Here is a 20,565-nt window from a genome sequence, read left to right as displayed (position 1 = left end):
TTACTCAACCTCCTTTTTTAAAAATGAGAATTAATAATATTTTATTTTCAATTTCAATTCATTTTGCGAGTGTTTAATGTATGTTGATGTATCTAGTATTTTTACAAAAACACCTGTAATAACTTTAAGATCTGGATTACTTTCACTAGCACTTCTATATTCAAATCTATATGATAAATCTATATTTTCTTTGAAAACAAATCAACTAAAAATTTCTTTTTCAAAAATACCTTTTAAATTATTGTAATATTTTTCTTCATTATTTAAATTAAAGCGACTAGTGTATTCAAAATTATATTCTTCCATAAAAATACTATTTTCACCTTCAGAATCATAGGGAAATACATTAATTTCAAATTCACCTGATAACATTTTTGAAGTTTCTATAGAAGCCACTTTAATTAAACTTCCGCTTTCAAAGCTTTCTTTATTTGATCCTTGATTAATAATCTTATAATCTACATTTAATAATGGATTAATATTGTTATTTTCATTATGAAGTAATGTTTTTATTTTATCCTCATAAAAATTCATTTTATATCCAGAAATTAACTGAGTATTATTTAGTATTTTTATGTTTAATTTATCTATTTTTATTGTTTTTTGCCCTTTTAAAACTTCAGTATCATTTGTTGCTTCGATAATAATTGTTGTGTCGCCATAAATAATGTCTAAATCATTATAAATTATTTCTTTATTCAAATTATTACTATTGAAAAATTTAACATTATAATCTCTAGTAATTGATGGTGAGTAATTATTTAAAGTGTTAGCAATTTTTCTTAGAGTTGTTTCAATTATAATTTCAATAGAACTTTTGCTAAGACCTTGTTGGATTATCTCGAATTTAGTGTCGTTTAATTCTCATTTTACATAGTTAGGCTTAGGATAATTTGATCTTGGCTCGCAAGCAATTAAATTTAAGGCACAAAAAGGGGACATTAATACAACATTTATAGTTATTAATAATTTTTTCATTATATCTTCTCCGTTTTTTAATAAAAAAATCTTTAGTATGAATTAAAATAAACTAAAGAATTTTAATAAATTGTTATTTTTGAATTTTAATCTTAGTTTAAAAACTAAGATCTCCTAAAAACATTTGAGCCGCTGATCTAGCTCATCTTGAGTTTCAAGCAGTTGCATAAGCTTGCACATTTATTTTATAACCAATTTGTAATTCATGGTCACTTATTCAATTCAATGTTAAATAACCATATGCTTTAGTTCAATTTGTATTTGAATATAATCTATTCATTACTTCAATTTGATATGAATAACTAGTTAATGGAATTGTTTTCTTTTGATATATAACGTAATTTTCATTTCCAGATTCATTGTCGTTATTGTGTCATCTATCTCCATCATAACTATTATATGTAAAGCCGCTTCAATCAATATATGCATTTCTAAAAGTACTTAAGAATTTTTCTTTTCCTAGTTTTACATCCATTGTATAACTTTTTTCTTCTGTTTTTTGTTGTGTAGAATTATAAGCTTCTACCTCAAGTCTTGATGATTGTAATTGTCAACCAAATTTATTTAAATTAGATTGAAACTTAACAATTACAAAACCACTTAATAATGTAGATTTAATAGTTGCTTTTTCATAATCACTATTTTCTACGTATATACTGTCTTTATAATTTGTTAAGGTTTTTGAATTTAATTCGATAACCCTATTTTTAATTAAATTATTGTCAGTGTCTACAAATTCCCCTAAATCAGTTTTTTTAATCTTATCACCAATATCAATTAGCTCTAATTCATTAAATAATTTATATTTTAATTTCAAAATTCCTTTAAAATTAATACTAGCATTAGCAGGTTTAATAGCTAAATTAATATCCATAGTTTGACCTTTAATAGGAAGTTTATTTGGCAATGTACTATTTTTTCAATTATTTGGTTCGAAAGTTCAATCGTCAACTAATTCAGTTAAATTATTTTTAATTTCATCAGTAGCTTTTACTTCATATAATTCTTCTAATAAACATTGCAATAAATATTGTTTATCAAAAGTACCATCTGAATTTAATAATTTATTAACATTAAAACTTATTATATCTAGTTTTATATCATTTAAATTTACTTTATCACTTCTATTAATTGAGTTAATAATATTTTTAGAATCATTAACATTAGAAATAACCAAACCAACTGGCTGTAAGCTGATTGATAATGCAGCAAACATTGTTGTTAAAAACAAGTTATTTCCTCCATTCTTAATTTATTTTATAATTTATGAAACTAAAAAATTATTTATTAGAAAAATAACTAATTATCTAATTAAGTGTTATAATAATATATATTAAATTTTGGTAAATCTGTTTATAATTACATTTGTGTTTTTAATAAAGTAAGTAATTTAAAAATTTTCTTTAGATTTTTAATAGTTTAATTGTAATTTTAATAATTTTAATTAAATTAAATTTTAATATCTTTTGCAAAAATTTTACTTAAGTTGGATTTGCTTTTTTTGAGTTATGTTAGGATTTTTTAATTATAAAATTTTATCTTTAATTAAATTCAAATTTATAATTTATAATTTATAATCTTTGTTATCAATTTTTTTTTATTTTTTAAATTATTTATAGTTTATCAAGTGTTTTCATAATTAAAAGCTTTTAGTCCACATTTTTAAATATAATTCTCTAAGTATACATTATGTTAAAAAAACAAAAAATTATACAAGGAGAATTTTTTATATGGTAAATTTAAAAGGAAACAAGTCAAATATTCTAGATTTTGATACTAAAAAAGAATTAATAAATAAGTACTTTAAGCAAAATTTATCTTTTAGAGATTTATCAAAAACTTACAACATATCATATTCAACAGTTAGAAGAATGTGTTTAGATTGAGAAGTTTATGGTGATGAATCACTTATTTCAAAAACAGGAAAACACAACAAACATAACGCAAAAATTATAACTAATTCAAAAGTTCCAAAAGATAAAAAAAATCGCTGAACTTAACAAAAAACTAAGATGATTAGAAATGGAGAATGAGGTTTTAAAAAAGTTCAATGAACTAATGGAGGTTTCAGAAAAAGAATAATTAATTATTACAAAAAAATAGATAAATATAAAAATAAATATACAATTTTTTCTTTATGTAAATTATTAAATATAACCAGAGCTAGTTACTATCGCTGATGTAAAAAAAATAAGCCAGAATTTAACTTAAAAGTAGATATGAATTTAGCTTCTAAAATAAAAGAGATTTTTATGAAAAATAATGGAATTTATGGGGCGCCAAGCAAAAAAACAGTTTTAAATAATAGCGGCATTGTTGCAAGTCAAACTAAGATAGCTAGAATTATGAAAATATTTAAATTATATTCAGTTATAAGAATTAAAAAAATGAATAGAAAGCCTAAAGAAGTTAAAAAAATAACACACGGTCCTAATAATGTTAATAGAAATTGATCTTTATACTCAAAAAATGAGTTATGAGTTACAGATGTTACTTATATACCGTTTAACAAAAAGTTTGCATATTTAAGTGTTATAAAAGATGCAAATACTGGGCTTATAGTCGGTAATGAAGTATCTTTAAAAAACGATATAGATATTTATAAAAAATCACTGGAAAAAGCTTCGCTACATAGAAAAGATATATCTAAAAAACTAATTATTCATTCTGATAATGGAATTCAGTACACATCTGTATTTGCGAGACGATATGCTAAAAAAATAACATGATAATATCATTATCTAGACCTGGTAACTCTATTGATAATGCAATGTGTGAAACTTTTTTCTCTTCATTAAAGGAAGAATGAAAAACTAAATTAAAACAAAATAGTTTTATCAATCTAAAAAAGGTAATAAATAATTATGTAGAGTTTTATAACTATACAAGAATAATGATTAAACATAATGGACCTCCGGCATATGTTTATATCGGTTTTATTCCACATAAAAAAATACTTCAAATAATTTTGAAGTATTCTTATAAAAAAACATTTTGTATACTTGAAAAAGTATATTTAAATATTTATATTTCTGTTTTTTAATTATCATTTTCCATTATTCAATCTTCGTCTTTAGTTTTATCTACCATAGTTACAATTAATCTGATCAAAGTTTTTAAATCACTTTCATAAGCTAAAGGATACTTTCTATCAAAGTATGGTGTTAAATATTTGATTTTTTTTAAATAACTTGATAATCAATTATGTGCAATTATATTTAATTCTTCCATAGCTTCTCTTTGTTTTAAAGATTTTATTTCTTCTTTTAGTTTCGAAGGTAGTTTTGCATATAATTTAGTACTTAGTAAAGTGAATCATTTTTGTAACATTGCAAAATTTGATGTACCTGTGCAAATAAATGGTGAAACAAAGTATCTTTTTTCTTCTGCTCTTGCTTTATCATAAGCTATTTTTGAAACACCATTTTCCATACTAATATTATTTTGAATATTAACTAAGTCAGAGTGATTTTGTAAATCATATATTTTAATTTCAGAAAAAAAAGAGCTTGGATTATTAAAAGTAGAGTTTGTATTTAAAGAATATCTAGAAATATCTGTAAATATTTCTATTTTTTCATAACCTAATTCATTAAAATAGTAACTATTTCAACTGTCCACTTTAGAAAAAATATAATAGAATAATTTATTTATATTAACATGTTCTTTAAACCATAGTTTTAGATTTTTAATTTTTCTAAAATTATTTAAATCTAATTCTTTGTTTTTAAAATTAAATCTTTGATCTATAAAATCATTCAAACTTCTTGCAACATACTCATAAAATCATGTAATCAATAAATAATCTAAATTATAACTATATTCAAAATGATTTTTTAAAATATAATTTAAGATTTTTTTTATATTAAACAATGTTCCATTGCTTATTTTATTAGCGATGCACAATGATTCTGATATTTTTAAAGCAAAGTCTTCTTGTACAATACTGTTTCGATTTACATAGTCAACAATTAAATCTTTTGTTTTTTTTCTAAAAAATAAAATAAATCTATAATTTATATTATATCCTTTAAAGTTTTCAAGAACAGCTATGTAGTTATTATTTTTTTTAATAACATATCTTTCTGGCAAGTTTTTAAAAATATCTAAAACAATATTATTAAAGTCAATAAATTTATAGTATTGATTTGGAAAATATTTAATTATAGATAAATCTAAATTAATTTCTTTTGTGTTAGAAAAAAAACTTTTATATTTAAAATCCCCTAATTTTTTTACATCTAAATTACTATTTTTAAATAGTTCCAAAAAAAGTTCATAAGAGTTTTTAATTACTTTATTTAAATCTTTATCCAAAATAATATTTTGATTTGTTGCAGTATTAAACTGTTTTATCAAATTTGGTTTTGCCATAATTATCCCTCTTCTCTTATTGGTAAAATTTCAAATTTATAAAAGCTTAATCAAACTAAAAAAATACCGATACTTTTATCACTAGGATAAATTTCTTTTGAATAAAATTTTATTTCTAAATTATCATATAATTTATTTTCTTTTTTTAAAGTGAAACTTGATGTATGAGAAGTATTTTGAATATATGGGTTTGAGTCATATCAAAAATAAATGGGTTCAATTTTATATTTTTTTTGTTTTATTCAATCTTCAACTTCATATAAATATTTATCTAGAAAATCTTTAGTACTAATAAAAGTTTTGTGAAAAACTCATGTTAAATTATTCAACTTAAAAGAATTATATAGATTACTTATTTTTTTATTTTTTTTATAATAAATTTTATTAGTTTCAAAAAGTTCATTTACAACTTTATCGTTATTAAATAAAAAGTAATAAACAGTAGATATTCACTTTTTGAAATAATTATTTTTAAATAATTGTAACTGTAGATCACTCATTATTAAAATTTTCATCATTAATCTTTGCTGCTCATCATAATCTTTTCTAAAATTTAGTCTTATATAAAAAAATAATATTTCTAATTTCTTTAAAGTAAGTTTATTTAAAGTTTTATAAGTTTTAATAAACTCAAGCGCATTAGATTTAAAATACATATTTTTCATACACAATAAAACTGGATATTCACTATGAATTAAAGCTGTTCTTATAAGAATAATAAAAATTAATTTTTTATTTTTAAAAAAATTAATTTTTATAGAATCATTATGTATAAAAAAATCTTTTCTTAAGTCAGTACCGTAAAAATATTTTTTTGTATTTCATTCTACAATTATATTATTATCTTCTCTATAATTTTTTTTTAAGTTTAAAAAAATTTCTTCATTTAACTCACAAATTCAACAATCATCAAAGTGTTCTTTAGTATCAACTTCTTTTAAATATGTTTTATACATTTCTTTATTAACATACTTTAATCCTAATAAATCAACTACAAGAGGTTCATCAAAATTATAAACATTATCAATAGCATAACTACCAATTTTTTTTATTTTTACTAGATTAGTTAAATTATTTTTTATAAAAAAAATATTTTTATCAATAAAACTTTTTAAACTAGGATTTATTTTAACAGCATTTAATTGTTCATTAATTAGTTTTATTTCACTAGTTAATAACTTTGAGTCATTTTTTTCAAACATAGATTCCTCCTATTCTTATTATTATACCATTGTTAAGTTTAAGTTTTTTCATATATGATTGTACTAACAAAATATAAACAAGCGGTTTCTGCTCTTAAAATATTTTGACCTAATCCAATAATATTAAATCCAAGTTTTTTTAGTTGAGATATTTCTTTTGTTTCAAAACCACCTTCTGGTCCTATAACAATTGATATTGTATTAAACTCACTTTTTAAATATTCTTTTAAAGACATATCTTTATTATTTTCATATGCAACTAAATTTAATTCGCCTAAATAATTTTTTAGTTCATCTAAATTTTTAACAACTTCACAAACTTTTGGTATTGAAACTCTTTTAGATTGTTTTGCAGCAGATAAACAAATCTCATTTCATCTAGTGATTTTATTTTGTAATTTTCTTTGATCTATTGTTACAACGTTTCTTTTAAATTCAACAGGTATAATTTTATCTACACCTAACTCTGTAGATTTTTGTAAAATATAGTCTCATTTTTGTTCTCTAATCAATCCTACAATAAGATTTATTTTAATTTGTTGATTATTATGCAAAACTTCATTAATTATATTTGCAATAATATAGTTTTTTTCTATAGTTTCAATGGAGCATAAATATTTTTTATTGTTATAAATACAAAAAATCTTTTCACCAATTTTTAATTTAATTACATTAACAATATGGTGAAAATCTTTATTTTCTATAATAAATTTGTTTTGCATTGATAATTCATTGACAAAAAAACTGAACATTTTATTCTCCGTATATAAAAATATTATATAATAATATAGTCAAATATTAATACAATTAATTGGGTTCCAGCTTGTTAAAAAGATTGGAGAAAAAAATTGAAAAAAACTGATAGAAAATCAAATCAAAATCAACAATTACAAGTTCAAGAAATTAATAATTTACAAATTGAAGATAAAGATATTGATTATGAAATCAGCAAACTATCCAAAACAAACAGACATGCAAAAATAAAAAGCGAAACGCTTAACATAACCCTTGTCAGTTTGTTACTAAGTATGTCTACGGCTGTTAGTTTAATAAATGTAGTAATTCCTTTTGGCATCACCGGTGTCAATGTTGGATTTACTTTAAAATATTTTGTTATTGCTATAAGCTTTCAAGTAGTCGGTTTATACTGGGGTATGATTATTGGTTTGTTGGATGGACTTTTACAATTTATTATTTATGGGATGAGTCCCTTGTTTAGATTTACATCTAGTATGGGACTTATGTTGTGAGTATTTTTATTTTGACTATTATTTTATAAAATATTTAACATCTATGATAAAGAAAGCAAATCTTATAGAATCTTTTATTCATTTATAAGTGGTGTAATTATTATGGTAGTTCAACCATTTGCAAGTGCAACAATGACTTATTTTAGATCGTTGATTGAATTAGAAGATAAAAACTTTGGATTTGTAAGCTTTATGAATTCATGAATTAGTCTTATGATTTTTGACTTATTCGCTATTATATTATTTGTATCGTTAACATACAGAATCCAATTAATTGTATCCAAAGTAAGACACTAAATATTTATGCTTATTTCATAAATATTTTTTTAATAAAAAATCACTTAATATGAATTTGTCAATTAAAATTGACATTAAAAAGATACTTTCTCCATACGAATTTCGTATGGAGTTTTTTTATACTTTAATGAAGGTCTTATGTAATTATAAAACTCAATATAATCAGAAATTACATTATATATATTAGAATAATTTAGCTCATTTACTTTATAAGTATAAATACACTCGTTTTTTAAAGTTCCAAAAAACGATTCACATGCACCGTTATCAGGAGAATTGCCTCCTCTCGACATATAAATCTTTATATTATTAGAATCACATAAATATTTTCAAGTTTCGTTTGTGTATGGCGAACCTTGATTAGATTGAATAAGTTTTGGTTTACCTTTTTTTTGTGATTGCAGATTTTAAATTTGTATGGCAAAGTTCATTATCAGGTCTTTTAGAAAGTTTTCAATCTACTATTTCTGAATTGTATAAGTCTTTAATGACAGATAAATAAACTATCCCTGAACTTGTTTTAATGTAAGTAACATCTGTAACTCATTTTTCATTTAAGTTTTTTGCTTTAAAATTTCTGTTTAGAATATTTTTAAATCTTAACGGACCTGATTTATCATAATCGGGTACTCTTTTCTTTTTAACTGTCTTAATGCCTAATATTTTCATATATCTGTATACAACCCAAGGTTTTAAGTTCATTTTAAAATACTTATTTAACATGAGTGTAATCATATTGTAGCCATAACGTTTTTTAAAAAGATTATATATATATAATTTTGTTAGAAATTTTTTTATCATAGTTTTTGTATTTAGGTTTACCTGTTTTTAATCATTTTAAATAACCATATCTTGATACTCCTAAGTATTTACAAACTATTTTTAATGAAAAAGACTTTTTTGTATTAAAAATGGCGAAGTACTTTTCCTTAACAGTCTTCGCCAAATGCTTTTTTAAAGCGCACTCTAATTTTAACGCTTCTCTCAATTCTTCTAAACTCATATCATCAGGATCTTTAAATAACCAATCGTGAGATTTGAATTTCTTAATATTACTTTTAGCTTGAACTCCATTACCTCATTCTAAAGCACCTTCACCTTTAGTTCTTATTTCATGTTTTCATCTCTTAATAGTACTGGTGCTTAAATTGAATTTCACTGCAGTATTAATTATTCCAGCTTCTTTTGCCTCATTAACTATGTTAATTTTTTCATGTTTTGATCATTGTTTTGCCATATTAAAAAGAACACCTTTCAATAAAATTTTAACAATAAAAGTACTTTTTTACTGTCAATTTTATTTTAGATGTTCAAATAAAGTGGTATTTTATATTTATTCTTTTATTTCTTTTAATATTTTTTCGATTTTATTAGCTTTTTCTAATGAGTTATCATGTTCAAATTTTAATTCAGGAACACTTCTCATTTCCACTTTACTTGCTAAAATCATTCTTATTTCTTTTGAGTATTCTTTTATCTCTTCTTTTATATCTTCAATTGAAGCTTCGCTATCCATTGAAGAATAAAATACTTTAGCAACACTCATGTCATTTGTTAATCTAACTTCATGAACTGATAAAGAGTTTAAAAATTCAGCATCAGGAAATTCTCTTTGTAAAATTAAATTTAATTCTCTCATAATAGTTGATTGAGTTCTTTCTAATTTAATTTCTTTACTCATATTATTTTACCTCTTCTATCTTATATGCTTCAATTATATCATTTTCTTTTAAATCGTTAAAGTTTTTAATAGTGATTCCACATTCTTGACCTTCCCTTGCTTCTTTAATATCATCTTTTTTATTTTTTAAAGAAGACATTTCTCCAGAATAAATTACAATTCCATCTCTTAAAATATGAACTTTGCTTGCTCTTGGTACAGTTCCAGAAACAATTCTACATCCAGCAATAGTTCCAACTTGTGAGTGTCTAAATAATTGACGAACTTCTGCTTCACCAAGAGATTTTTCTTCATATACTGGATCTAACATTCCTGTTGCTGCTTCTGCTATTTCTTCGATTAATTTATAAATAATGTTATGTAAACGTATATCTACACCATCTTCTTCTGCTTTTTGGCGAACTTGTGCGTTTGGTCTCACGTTAAAACCATAAATTAAAGCACTTGACGCTAAAGCAAGAGTTACATCTGAAACACTAATTGTTCCAACTGTTGCACGAATAACATTAATTTTAACACCTTCAATATTAATTCTTAACATTGAATTTCTAACAGCTTCTACTGTTCCTTGTGTATCAGCCTTTAAAATAACATTAATTGATTTTAATTCTCCTGCATCAATTTGATTTTTAATTGAGTCTAATGTAAATGTTTGAGTTTTTTGTCTAGCTTCATTGGCTTGTTTTATTGATTGTGCTTCAGCAATTTCTCTTGCCATTTTTTCTTCAGCAACAGCCATAAACTTATCACCAGCTTTAGGAACTTCATTTAAACCAACTATTAGTGCAGGTTTTCCTGGTCCTACTTTTTTGATTTTTAATTTATGTTCATCTTCAATATCTTTTATTGCTCCAAAAGTTCCCCCAGCAATAACAATATCTCTAATATTTAAAGTACCATTTTGAACCAAAACTGTTGCAATTGGTCCTCTACTTTTATCTAAATGTGCTTCAATTACTGTACCTCTCGCAAACTTATTAGGATTTGCTTTTAAATCTTTTAATTCTGAAATTAGCAGTAATGTTTCAAGTAAGTTTTCGATTCCTTGTTTTGTTTTTGCACTTCCCAAAATAAATGGAATATCTCCACCATATTCTTCTGCTACAATCCCAAATTTCATTAACTCCATTTTAACTTTTTCAGGATCTGAATCTGGTTTGTCAATTTTATTTACAAATACAACAATCGGAACTTCTGCTGCTTTGGCGTGATCGATTGCTTCTTCTGTTTGAGGCATTACTCCATCATCTGCTGCTACAACTAAAATAACAATATCTGTTACTTCACTTCCTCTAGCTCTCATTTCTGTAAATGCTTCATGTCCTGGAGTATCAATAAATGTTATTTTGTTATCTTTTAAATTAACTTGATAAGCTCCAATATGTTGAGTTATCCCTCCAAACTCTCCATCTGTTACATTTGTGTTTCTTATTGAATCAAGTAAAGTTGTTTTTCCATGATCAACATGTCCCATAATTGTAACAACAGGTGCTCTTAAAGTTAAATCCTTTGGATCATCGTTTTCATCAAAAGTTTCAAAAATATTTTCTTTAGTAACTGTTGTTTCTTTTTTAAAGTCATATCCAAATTCTAGACATAACTCTCCCATTTGCTCTTCAGTCAACAACTGATTTTGTGTTACCATACTTCCATTTGTAAAAAATCATTTTACAATTTCAGCGGGTCCTTTATTTAATTTAGAAGCAAATTCAGCGATTGTTAATGGTTCTGTATATATAAATACTCCATCAATAACTCCTGTTTGTTTTGTTTCTCTTAATTTATTTTTTAAATTAGTTGTATGAGCTTTGGATTTGTTTTTGGCTTGTTGTTTATTATTAGACAGTTTATTTTTGTTATTATTTTGCTTTGCCATACTTACACATCTCCCTTGCCTATTTTACTAAGTACTAGTTTTGTAAAGTTACTATTTTCTATTCCGATTGCTTTTATATTCATTCTTCCAATTGCTTTATTTAACTGATCACTATCAATTAAACCATTAAAAATAGCTATATTATAATAGTTACATTTATCATTGATTTTTTTTAATTGACTTTTCCCCATATCACTAGTTGTTAAAACTAATTTAATTTTTTGTTGTTGTATTTTTTTAAATAATATTTCTCCAGAAACTATTTGTCTTGCGTTCGCAACTAATCCAAGCGCATTTAATAAATCCTTCATTAATCTCAGTTATTTTTTATTTCTAAAATTAGGTTCTCGTAAATTTGATCTTCAATTTTAGTTTTTAAAAATCTTTCTAACGCTCTGGTTTTTTTTAATTTTTCTACATTTTCTAATGTTGGTTTAAGATAAACACCTCTACCATTTGCTTTTTTTGTTGAATCAACAAATACTTGACCTTCTTTGTTTTTAACAACTCTAATTAGTTCTACTTTTGGCAACATTTTGTTAGAACAAACATCTTTTCTAAGAACTTTATGTTTAATATCTTGCATTTATTTTTTACTTTTCATAATATGAATCGTAATCATCGATATCTATTGTTTCATCAACTTCTTCATTATTAGATATTTCTTCAAAAGTTTGAGAATAAGTTTCAATATCTTCTAAAGAGTTGTCTTGTAAATATTTTGAATCATCAATTTCATCATAAAATTTGTCTTCTTCTAAATCTCTTGCATTATCATATCGAGGTTTAAATTTATTTGAAAAGTTGTTTGAGTTGTTTTTTCTTTTGTTAACATTATTTAAAAAATCAGGGTCTTTTAATTCATCTTCTGTAATATTACCGTTTCATAAATTAGTTATATTTTGCTCAATTGAATTGTCTAGTGATAAAATATTTATTTTTGTATTAACTAGATTAGCAACAAGTCTTGCTGCCATTCCTTTTTTACCAATAGCAAGTGATAATTGTTCATTAGGAACTATTACAAATGCTTCATTTAAATCCTCATTAAAGTCAATACTTACAACTTTGACTGGAGCTAATGCATTAATAATAAATGTTTTTTGATCTTCATTTCATAATACAATATCAATTTTTTCTCCGTTTAGTTCTTTTGAAACCTCTTTAATACGGTTTCCACCAGCCCCAACACAAGCTCCAATTGGATCAACATTTTCTTCGTTTGAATGAACTGCTATTTTTGATCTTCTTCCGGGTTCTCTTGAAACAGATTTTACTTCAATAGTTCCATCAGCAATTTCAGGAACTTGAGTTTCCATAAGTTTTGCCAAAAAATCAGGATGTATTCTTGAAGCTAAAACTTGTGAGTGCTTGTTTTCTCTTGAAACTTCTTCAACATAAAAACAAATACGATCTCCTTCTTCAAATTCTTCTCCGGGAATCATTTTTTTGTTTCATATTGCAATAGTTGATCCATCAACATCTACTAGATAGTTTGTATCAGTTATGTCTCTAATTGTTCCACCAACTATTTCATGATTTTTTGTTAAAAATTCTTCATATAATTTATTTTTTTCACCTTCACGAATTTTTTGTTTAATAATTTGTCCAACTTGCATAACTGCTAATTTTGAGAATTCTTCTCCAAATTTTACAGGTTCATAGACAATATCTCCGATTGTAACTTCTTCACCAAAACGCTCTTTAGCTTCAGTAATTCCCACTTCTAATCATTCATCTTCAACTTTTTGAACTACATTCAATTGTTTAAAGACTTTAATTTGTCCTGTTTGTTCATCAATATCAACTCTAATAATTGCTTCTAAGTCAAAGAATTTTTCATAAGCTTTTTTAAATCCTTCTGAAATTCCTTCTAAAATGATTTCTTTATCAATTTTTTTCTCATCAACAATTTCGTGAATTGCTTCTAATAATTTTGCACCATCAATCATGGTCAATTAATTCCTCCCACTTATTTAAAACTAATTTTTACTTTAATTAGCCTGTCAAACAAATAGAAAAGAAGACTTGCACGCCTTCTTTTCATTTATTGAAACTTTGACTTTATTATTATACATAAAAATTATTAATACTTAAAGATTTATTCATTTAGAAATAATATTAGTAATTAAATACTAAAGATTGATGCAATTGCAACATTTGTTCTGTTGAAGTAAAATGATCTACTATTTGTAACCCAAATTGCAATGCAGCACCAATTGAAGATCCAGTAATAATATTTCCATCTTCAATTGCGCTAATATGTGGTTTTAAGATTGCTTTTTGTAAATACTTGTCACAACCAGGATAGTGAGTAACTTCTTTGTTGTCAACTAACCCTAGTTTTCCTAAAATTTGAGGAGCAGCACAAATTGCTGCAAGTGTTTTTTCTTTTTTTGCATGTTCTACTAAGTTTTTCATAAGAGTTTCTGATTCCATTAAGTTATCAACACCTGGTTGCCCTCCTGGCAATATTAAACAATCATAGTTATTAAAATCTATTTCTTGAATTGTTTTGTCAGCTCTTATTGAAATTCCGTGAGAACCAACAACTTCATTTTTATCACTAATTGATACTATATCAACGATTGGAAAAGAATTAGGAAACATTTGCTCTGCTCTTCTAATAACATCAACTGTTGCAATCATTTCTGTTTCTTCATAACCTGTCGCTAAAAATACTGCTACGTTTGCCATATAAATACTCCTTTTATATGTATATTATATATAAAAAAATGTTTATAATCATCATAGGTGAAAATTAATGGGTTTAGTAAAAAAATTTAAAGGTGTTGTTAATTTTATGAGCGACTCTAAAAAAGTGCAAAAAAAACGCGTTGATGAAAATAAAGTTTATCAACTTGTAATTAACAATCAAATTAAAGATATAAATATAAGAAATATTAAAACTATTAAACAAAAATTTAATGCTCTTATTTTAAAAGAAAAATTTAATCATACCATTGGTTTTAGATTTCTTGGATTAAAAGGTTTTAATAGTTTTGGTTTTAAATATGAAGTGGACTTAATTTTTTGTGATAAAAAATATCAAGTAATTGAAACTTATTCTAGTTTTTTACCAAATAAAGTTACAGAGCATCATAGTAATGCTGTAATAATTTTTGTTCTTGCAAAACACTCAATTAAATATTTGAATATTAAATTAAATGACTTAATAAAAATTACTAAATATTAAAAAAACTTCTTGTAAAGAAGTTTTTTTTATAACACCAATACAGTTGGTGATTCTTTTCTAATTTTTTTTGTAGTAACAGATATAGAGAATATGTATGATCCCATTATTAAAATTGATGATAATAATGGAGTTCATCACATAAATCCAACTGGAATAGACATTATATTCTTACTTACAAATTGCATTGTGAAATAAACTGCACAATAACTTAAAATTGTTCCTAGTAAAAATAATGAAAATGACCAGAGCGTTACAAATCTAAATGTGTAATTTATAATTTCTCGATTTGAGTATCCGAGGGATTTCATAACAACCATAAATTTTTTATATTGAGTTACATATAAATCTGAAATTAAAATTATTGATAAAGTTGAAACAATAACAATAAAAATAATAAAGAAAACACCAATAGTAATTATTAAAGTTGCAATTTGATTTATTAAGTTTTTTTCTTCACTTAATAATTTTATATTTCCAATTTCAACTGTTGAAGTAAAGTTATTTGGAACATTAATCGAGTAGTCTCCAATTCTTGGAGACATCGAAAATGATCCTTGCGTAGTCATAAAATATGGTTCGCTTGCATTAGAATAACTTCCATTGTATCACATACTTGGTCTTATTGATTTTTGATTACTGTCCTTTCCAAAAACTCAATCATTTTTTCTAGAATCACTAATCATAGATAAAGGATCATTTAATTTATACTTACCAATTTTTACACCATCTACTTCATATTCGCCACTTGGATTTGCTGCATCTTCATAACTAAAGTTAAATGGAATATATCTTGATGTATTATAACCATTAATTAAATTAGTTAACCCTTGATCTGCAATAATCAATTTACTTCCATAAACTGGTATTGATTTATACTTTGTTAAGTTAACTTCTTTTACATTTCCTTCTGAAATAGAATTTCAATCCATTGAAACATTACTTGAAACCGTAATAGGATTATCTGATTTTGAAAATGCATATTGTAAAAAGTTTCTTCTTTCATTAGTAAAGTTTTCAGTTTCTTTACCAACTAAATTAACTGTTGGTTTTGAATATGGTTTTGAACTTTCGAAATATAGTGAATAAGGTCTTATTCATAAATAACTTTCTGGTTCACTATTTTGACCTAATGCTTTTTTTCAATCATTTCTAGTATCGCTTGGAACTTCTTCTTTGCTAACCGTTCCATACCAAGCATCTTTTCTAGTATTATCTCCAGCATTTAACATACTATTAAAATCATCTTTTTTTTGTTCTGGAATAAATAACATAACATCATCATATTGATAATAAGGTCTAATTTCTGCATTTAAAGTTTCATTACCATTTTTATCAAGTTGTGAGTTTATATTATAAAATCCATATGAGTTATTTACGATTTTTTTAGTTTTAGAATATCGATTAAATCCATTAACATAATATCCATCACCAATTTCATTAGGTTTTGATCCTGCAAAAGTTGAAGCATATGTAAATTTTGAATCACTTAATGAAGCTGGATCAATTCATCCAGTCTCATCAGCTAAGTTAGCATCACCTGTTTTATAATAAACATAGTCTCTATCATCATATTTTCAAGCGCTATTTGGAATATTTGTAGCATCTTTTGCTAGTATCATTCTTGTAACTTGTGATCTCATATCTTTTAAAGCAGAATTTTCATATTTATACTTAATTGATGATTCTTCATTTGCAAGTGTGGGAATATTTAAAGTTCTAGATTGAGCATCATAAATAGTTATGCCATTAACTTTAATATCTTTTAAATTTTGACTTGCATTGTTTCTATTGAATAAAATATTTTCAATTTCGTTTAATTGAATTTGATTTAAAAAGATATTTTTACCATTTTCTGGTAATTTATAAGCTACTTGAGTAGAGTCAAGTCCCGTTACTTGAACTTCATCATTTTTATTTTTCATATTTACTTGAGTAAACATAGAATCAGTTCCTGGAATATAAGTGTTAAAAGTTCATCCAAATCGATATTGATTTTTTCTATTTTCAGAAATGTTTAAATAATTTCTTATATAAGCAGGAGTTTGAGTAAGAATAACATCAACAATTTGTTCTTTTCATGTTCCTTCCAAATCTCCAACACCTGAAGATAAAACAGTTTTAATAATTGAAGGAAGTCCTGTTGTAAGCATTGTTGAATATTGAGATAATTTTTGTTGACGTTCGCCAAGATTATCATATTTAGGATCGTCTGAATGAATGATTCAATCAAGTAGTAATTGAATATCACCAATACTTATACTTTTTCCTAACATTTCAACAATATTATTTCCAAATATTGAAGCAATGAATGAAATAACATTAGCATCTTCTGCAACTTCTCCGTTTTCGTTTTTAATTCCTTCTAATGCAGCGCTATAAGTTCAATCATATTTAACTTTTTTATACGTTCCATCATCTGAAGAAATTAAAACTTTAGGCATAACTGAATGATCAGAAATTGGTTGAGTAGAAGAAGTTGATTTACCAATTAAACCAATGCCAGAATCTAATTTACCTTGTGTGTCAATATATTTATCTTCATAACTTTCAACACCTTGTCAAGCAGAAAGTGCACTTTTTGATAAAGGTCCATTTCCTACTAAATCAACATAATTTACAGCATTTGTATAATTAACACTTTTGTAATAGTCATTTAAAGTTTTTTTAACTACACCTGGTATAGCCATAGCTCCAGCGATGAAAAATGATGCAATAAAAATTGTAATTGCTGTTAAAAATGTTTTTGAAAAACCATTGATTGCAAGTTCAGTGCTAAATTTTTTTGAAAAGGATTTATTTTTTGTTAAAAATTCTTTAATTCTTTCTAAATAAACATTTTTCTTAATAGTGTCTTTAATTTTTGCAATTTCTAAAACTGGTTTTTTAACTAAACGATAAGCAACATAATATGAGACACCTAGCGTTAGTGCTCCAAATATACCTAACGTGACTAGCAAAGCTTGCCAATCAAAGGTTGCTTGCCAATAAGCTCCTCCAGTATAAGAAATTAATAAACTTACTATTCACTCTTGAAAAAAAGAACTTAACAGCCAAGCAACTGGTGCAATAATAAAAGAAGATATTATTCCATAGGATAAGTAAGAAACTGAAACACTTGAACTTGTTGCTCCCATTGCTTTTAAAATTGTAATTTCTCCAGCATTCATTTCAATAGTTTTTTTAATAGCAATCAAAGTTGCAGCAAGAGCAATAAGCGCAATTAAAAATGATACTGTGTATGAAAATATTTGAAATATTTTTGTCACCATGGGCGCTAATGTTCAATTGTAAGAAAGTGTTGATTCATCAAAACTTTTAAAGGATTCATATCCCTTGTTAAAACTGTTTAATAGTTTTGTTTGATTTTCAATAACGCTATTATTTGTTTTTGCTTGAGTATATTTTTGTTTAGCGTTGTATGCTTGATATAAATAACTTTCATTATTCATCATTGTAGAAAGATAATCAACCATAGCATTTTCAGATTTACTAGTATTATTTGCTGTTACAAATGTGTTTAAAACTTTAGATGTAAACTTACTAAAATCTTCAGTTACAATTCTTTTTAAAGTATCTTCTTTTGCATAAATTATTACACCTTTTTTAATATTTGGAATTGGAACATCTAAATCTGCAACTGGATAAAATGTTAAAGGATCGACTGCAAATCCACTAATAATAAATGCAGAGCCACCAATTGACATAGAACTACCTAACTTAATATTGTTTGCTTTTGCAAATTGAGAATTAATTAAAATTTCATTGTCTGCTTTAGGTTCTTGACCAGAAACTATTGTCAATCTTGAGTTTCACAATTCATCTAAAACAACCATACGATATTTCAATTCTTGTACTGTATCTGCCAAAGCCATTTCGGCACGGTGTTCAACAGTTACATTTGTTGCTTCTCCAACAATATCACTTTTTAAATAATATAGCTTTACACTATTAAATTTTGTACGACTATAATCAAATCTGTCAACAAAATAATTAAAACCATTTGAGCTTGCTAATTCATTATTAATTGTAGATTTTTCATCTTCGAATTTTAAAATTTTAGTATCGCTCATCTTACCCACAGTTCCAGTAGGCATATTATCTATATCAAGTTCAACAACCAATTGATTAATACTCCCTCTTAAACCTTTTGAATATTTTTCAGTTGCATTTTTACAAACATAGCGATCATATTCAATGTTAGCTGTTGGTTCTAAAATATTTTGTGCTTCATTTTTAATTTTTGAATCTGTATTACCACTATTTGGTTCTTCATAAGAATAACTTAAATCAACTTGTTGAACATAAGGTACTTGTTTTTTATCACTATTAAATTGCATAAGTTCAATCTTATCTTTGTATTGTTCTTTATATTCTGATAAATCAGAACTATAAAAATTACCAAAAACATAAGCATATAAAACATTTGCAATCTGTTTATTTTTTTTAGAATCTAAATTATCACTTGAATCATATCATTCAAAACCTGGATTATCTATTGTGTTACCTTTCTCATCTTCTACTTTATTAAACATTACTTTTAAGTCATCTTCACTAACAATACTTGTTTTTTGTTCTTCTGTAACTTTTGCAATTGATGAGTCAATGTAATATTGAATATATTCGATAACAGAATTAATAACTTGTCCTACTAAACTACTTATAGCATTAATTAAGTATAAATCATATTTTGATGGGTATTTTACATTTGTAGGCATAGCATATTGCTTTGATGAATCGTCAATTTCATCTTCCTTAGGAGCAGGAGCAAATAGTTGTGAAAAATTATCTTTATTTATAATATCTCTTTGTCATAACTTATCAAAAGTAGTATCTTTTAAATAAGCTTTTCTGCTAGCCAAATCTTGTAAATAGTATTCTCTTAAATAGTAAACTGCATTAGTAAAAAAATTACCATATATATCTTTTTTATAATTATAATCAATTTCTGATTCAGATTGACTTGATCCATCAACATAATCTGCATAAATTGTTGATCCTGTTATTTCTAATTTTTGATATTTATTATATGTACTTTTATACTCAACTTCATCTTTTACACTGTCATATTTATAATGAAAGAAAGTTTCTAAAAAAGAAGGATTACTCAACATACTAAAGAAACTATCTTTTACTCTTTTTTGACTAAAAGCATTTGAAATAAAAGTTTCTTGATAATTTTTTTTGTATTGATCTTGAAGAGCTGGGTCAATTACATAATCACCATTTTCATCAACAGCATCAACATAAAAATTATTACTATCTTGATTGTTTTCTTTGCTTAAAGTTTTAGATTCGTTTTTATTAGCTACTGAGATTAAATTAAAGTTATATCCATAACTTTTATTATCTGAATCAGTTTTGTCTTTTTTAATTGAATAATATCCGGCTAAAAATTGATAATCAATTAAATCTGCCATTGGAACAATTTTTGGATCATTATCTTTTTTTGTACCAACTTCACGACTTGAAACATAGTTAAATTTATCCATTTTTGGCATAATTTCATTATAGTTATTTAAAATTCTTGTTGAAGCAGACAAAGAAATACCTAAGATTAAAGAGGAAATAAATGTTAAGATTACAATTACATAAAATTGTATTCTAAACTTTACAACCCCTTTTAATCCTTGTTTTAAGTATAATCAAATACTATTTTTGTACATCTAATCCCCTTCTTATATTTCTATCAAAAATTATCTTAAAGTTTTTTT

At 24.7% G+C, this 20,565-nt stretch carries 20 protein-coding genes; 5 read left to right on the top strand and 15 right to left on the bottom strand.

Annotated features, from left to right (window positions below; genetic code table 4):
• Window positions 1-30: 30 nt before the first annotated feature.
• Window positions 31-978 carry a hypothetical protein gene (locus SGLAD_RS02065; RefSeq protein WP_134297385.1) on the bottom strand — a complete coding sequence of 316 codons (948 nt, stop codon included), beginning with the start codon at window positions 976-978 and terminating at the stop codon, window positions 31-33.
• Window positions 979-1,075: 97 nt separating this feature from the next.
• Window positions 1,076-2,209, bottom strand: coding sequence for a hypothetical protein (locus SGLAD_RS02060; protein WP_134297384.1), 1,134 nt, complete (start codon window positions 2,207-2,209; stop codon window positions 1,076-1,078).
• Window positions 2,210-2,708: 499 nt separating this feature from the next.
• On the opposite strand from SGLAD_RS02060, the gene SGLAD_RS02055 reads away from it, so the two are divergent.
• Genes SGLAD_RS02055 through SGLAD_RS02045 form a run of 3 tightly spaced genes read left to right on the top strand, consistent with a single transcriptional unit; the run spans window position 2,709 to window position 4,021 of the window.
• Window positions 2,709-2,978, top strand: a complete 270-nt coding sequence (locus tag SGLAD_RS02055; RefSeq protein ID WP_134297383.1) for a helix-turn-helix domain-containing protein — start codon at window positions 2,709-2,711, stop codon at window positions 2,976-2,978.
• 12 nt (window positions 2,979-2,990) lie between these two features.
• Window positions 2,991-3,710 carry a DDE-type integrase/transposase/recombinase gene (locus SGLAD_RS02050; protein ID WP_134297382.1) on the top strand — a complete coding sequence of 240 codons (720 nt, stop codon included), beginning with the start codon at window positions 2,991-2,993 and terminating at the stop codon, window positions 3,708-3,710.
• Window positions 3,704-4,021, top strand: a complete 318-nt coding sequence (locus SGLAD_RS02045) for an IS3 family transposase (RefSeq protein ID WP_134297381.1) — start codon at window positions 3,704-3,706, stop codon at window positions 4,019-4,021. The genes SGLAD_RS02050 and SGLAD_RS02045 overlap by 7 nt, the downstream gene beginning before the upstream one ends.
• Here SGLAD_RS02045 and SGLAD_RS02040 read toward each other — a convergent pair.
• Genes SGLAD_RS02040 through SGLAD_RS02030 form a run of 3 tightly spaced genes read right to left on the bottom strand, consistent with a single transcriptional unit; the run spans window position 4,018 to window position 7,306 of the window.
• Window positions 4,018-5,352, bottom strand: a complete 1,335-nt coding sequence (locus tag SGLAD_RS02040; protein ID WP_134297380.1) for a hypothetical protein — start codon at window positions 5,350-5,352, stop codon at window positions 4,018-4,020. The two genes, SGLAD_RS02045 and SGLAD_RS02040, sit on opposite strands and share 4 nt — an antisense overlap.
• A 2-nt stretch (window positions 5,353-5,354) precedes the next feature.
• On the bottom strand, window positions 5,355-6,554 hold the full coding sequence (locus tag SGLAD_RS02035; protein WP_134297379.1) for a hypothetical protein: 1,200 nt from the start codon (window positions 6,552-6,554) through the stop codon (window positions 5,355-5,357).
• 38 nt (window positions 6,555-6,592) lie between these two features.
• Window positions 6,593-7,306, bottom strand: a complete 714-nt coding sequence (locus SGLAD_RS02030) for an RsmE family RNA methyltransferase (RefSeq protein WP_134297378.1) — start codon at window positions 7,304-7,306, stop codon at window positions 6,593-6,595.
• Between the two features lie 96 nt (window positions 7,307-7,402).
• Here SGLAD_RS02030 and SGLAD_RS02025 point away from each other — a divergent pair, with 96 nt between their 5' ends.
• Window positions 7,403-8,101, top strand: coding sequence for an ECF transporter S component (locus SGLAD_RS02025; protein WP_134297377.1), 699 nt, complete (start codon window positions 7,403-7,405; stop codon window positions 8,099-8,101).
• Between the two features lie 74 nt (window positions 8,102-8,175).
• Here SGLAD_RS02025 and SGLAD_RS02020 read toward each other — a convergent pair whose 3' ends face one another.
• The 9 genes from SGLAD_RS02020 to SGLAD_RS01980 all read right to left on the bottom strand — a co-directional run bounded on the left by SGLAD_RS02020 (window position 8,176) and on the right by SGLAD_RS01980 (window position 14,355).
• The gene (locus SGLAD_RS02020) at window positions 8,176-8,400 is read right to left on the bottom strand and encodes an IS3 family transposase (RefSeq protein WP_279585906.1); all 225 of its coding nucleotides are present in this window, start codon (window positions 8,398-8,400) and stop codon (window positions 8,176-8,178) included.
• Between the two features lie 82 nt (window positions 8,401-8,482).
• Window positions 8,483-8,770 carry a DDE-type integrase/transposase/recombinase gene (locus tag SGLAD_RS02015; protein ID WP_134297375.1) on the bottom strand — a complete coding sequence of 96 codons (288 nt, stop codon included), beginning with the start codon at window positions 8,768-8,770 and terminating at the stop codon, window positions 8,483-8,485.
• Window positions 8,771-8,864: 94 nt separating this feature from the next.
• The gene (locus SGLAD_RS02010; RefSeq protein ID WP_134297374.1) at window positions 8,865-9,338 is read right to left on the bottom strand and encodes a helix-turn-helix domain-containing protein; all 474 of its coding nucleotides are present in this window, start codon (window positions 9,336-9,338) and stop codon (window positions 8,865-8,867) included.
• 96 nt (window positions 9,339-9,434) lie between these two features.
• Complete coding sequence (gene rbfA, locus SGLAD_RS02005; RefSeq protein ID WP_134297373.1) at window positions 9,435-9,782, bottom strand: 30S ribosome-binding factor RbfA; 348 nt, start codon at window positions 9,780-9,782, stop codon at window positions 9,435-9,437.
• 1 nt (window position 9,783) lies between these two features.
• Window positions 9,784-11,658: a translation initiation factor IF-2 gene (gene infB, locus SGLAD_RS02000; RefSeq protein WP_134297372.1), complete on the bottom strand. Its 1,875-nt coding sequence runs from the start codon at window positions 11,656-11,658 to the stop codon at window positions 9,784-9,786.
• A 2-nt stretch (window positions 11,659-11,660) separates the two neighbouring features.
• Complete coding sequence (locus tag SGLAD_RS01995) at window positions 11,661-11,969, bottom strand: L7Ae/L30e/S12e/Gadd45 family ribosomal protein (RefSeq protein ID WP_134297371.1); 309 nt, start codon at window positions 11,967-11,969, stop codon at window positions 11,661-11,663.
• Window positions 11,969-12,244, bottom strand: coding sequence for an RNase P modulator RnpM (rnpM, locus tag SGLAD_RS01990; RefSeq protein ID WP_134297370.1), 276 nt, complete (start codon window positions 12,242-12,244; stop codon window positions 11,969-11,971). The genes SGLAD_RS01995 and rnpM overlap by 1 nt, the downstream gene beginning before the upstream one ends.
• Window positions 12,245-12,251: 7 nt before the next feature.
• Window positions 12,252-13,610 carry a transcription termination factor NusA gene (gene nusA, locus SGLAD_RS01985; RefSeq protein ID WP_243831624.1) on the bottom strand — a complete coding sequence of 453 codons (1,359 nt, stop codon included), beginning with the start codon at window positions 13,608-13,610 and terminating at the stop codon, window positions 12,252-12,254.
• Window positions 13,611-13,779: 169 nt separating this feature from the next.
• Window positions 13,780-14,355: a DJ-1 family glyoxalase III gene (locus tag SGLAD_RS01980; RefSeq protein ID WP_134297368.1), complete on the bottom strand. Its 576-nt coding sequence runs from the start codon at window positions 14,353-14,355 to the stop codon at window positions 13,780-13,782.
• Between the two features lie 67 nt (window positions 14,356-14,422).
• Between SGLAD_RS01980 and SGLAD_RS01975 the strand changes: the two genes are divergently transcribed.
• Window positions 14,423-14,854 carry a hypothetical protein gene (locus SGLAD_RS01975; protein ID WP_134297367.1) on the top strand — a complete coding sequence of 144 codons (432 nt, stop codon included), beginning with the start codon at window positions 14,423-14,425 and terminating at the stop codon, window positions 14,852-14,854.
• Between the two features lie 26 nt (window positions 14,855-14,880).
• Here the strand turns inward: SGLAD_RS01975 and SGLAD_RS01970 are convergent, their stop codons facing one another.
• The gene (locus tag SGLAD_RS01970; protein WP_134297366.1) at window positions 14,881-20,517 is read right to left on the bottom strand and encodes an ABC transporter permease; all 5,637 of its coding nucleotides are present in this window, start codon (window positions 20,515-20,517) and stop codon (window positions 14,881-14,883) included.
• Window positions 20,518-20,565 lie beyond the last annotated feature (48 nt).

The sequence above is a fragment of the Spiroplasma gladiatoris genome (assembly GCF_004379335.1).
GTDB classification, from domain to species: domain Bacteria; phylum Bacillota_I; class Bacilli_A; order Mycoplasmatales; family Mycoplasmataceae; genus Spiroplasma_A; species Spiroplasma_A gladiatoris.
Note: the sequence above shows the minus strand (reverse complement) of the source record. Positions and strands in the feature narration are given on the sequence as shown.